The following is a 1,086-nucleotide window of genomic DNA, read 5'->3' on the forward strand; positions in this document are numbered from 1 at the left end:
GTCATAAGTTTTATAATGAAAAGAAAGAAGAAAATAATTTTATGTAATTAGTTATATATCAAAAGATTGTATAACAAGGAAAATAAAAATAAAAAAATTATTGAAATTACAGAATAAAACAAGTCGCGACGTTCCCCTTCTTCACTTCTKGGAACGTCATACATACCAGAATAAAATGAATATTTTAAAACTCTTCAAATGAATAAACTATAAAATAATTGGAGGAAAACAAAATGACAAACCAACTTTACATTGCAAACCTAGGTAAATACAATGAAGGAATTCTTCAGGGTGAATGGTTCACATTCCCTGTAGATATGAATGAAGTTGCTGAAGTGATCGGCTTAAATGCTCAATATGAGGAATTCGCTATCCATGATTATGAATTTGATTTTCCGATGACAATTAGTGAAAGTGCTGATATTGAAAAGTTAAATGAATTAGTTGAAATTATTGAAAAGAATAGTGATGTGGTTGAATTGTTTCAGCTACTACAAAGTAATGAATACGATACAGACAAAATTGCATCTGTAGCTATGAATGTATTCAGTGAATTAGATATTCAACATGATATTGTTCATGATGATGATATTGATGAAATGGTAAAGCATATGATCGAAAATGGAGACGGACATACAAGAGTGAAATATTTCTTATCAAACGCAAGTAATACAAATGAGTACCATATGCTTGATGGATACGGAAATATAGAAAGATTGACGGCTAAATATATTGAGAATGTATTGAGTGAGGATATTGACGAATTAAAGCGTGAATTAGGATTCTAATTAATAAATTTTAATTGATAGCATTGGGGAAATTGTGAGCCATCTTTCCCCTTTCCATTGAGTTAAAATTTTAGATAGCCATTTTGCAGCAGAACAATTGTGTGAAATTTTGATACAATTACAACAATTTGAGGAGTGAATTGGAATGACAATGAAGGATAGAATGATGAAAGAATGGAATGAAATGAAATGGATTGTAGGAATAACATTTTGCTTTATTGGATATTGTATTAAGTTGGCTTACGTCGGTTGATTGGTATTATATAGAATTACATAAAAATAAATTATATGAAAAGGA

At 29.3% G+C, this 1,086-nt stretch carries 1 protein-coding gene; it reads left to right on the forward strand.

From position 1 onward, the window contains the following. Nucleotides 1-233: 233 nt before the first annotated feature. Nucleotides 234-788: an antirestriction protein ArdA gene (locus tag AC1DSL_RS18535; RefSeq protein ID WP_477533374.1), complete on the forward strand. Its 555-nt coding sequence runs from the start codon at nucleotides 234-236 to the stop codon at nucleotides 786-788. Nucleotides 789-1,086 lie beyond the last annotated feature (298 nt).

This window comes from Paenisporosarcina sp. P4_D4, from assembly GCF_056401835.1.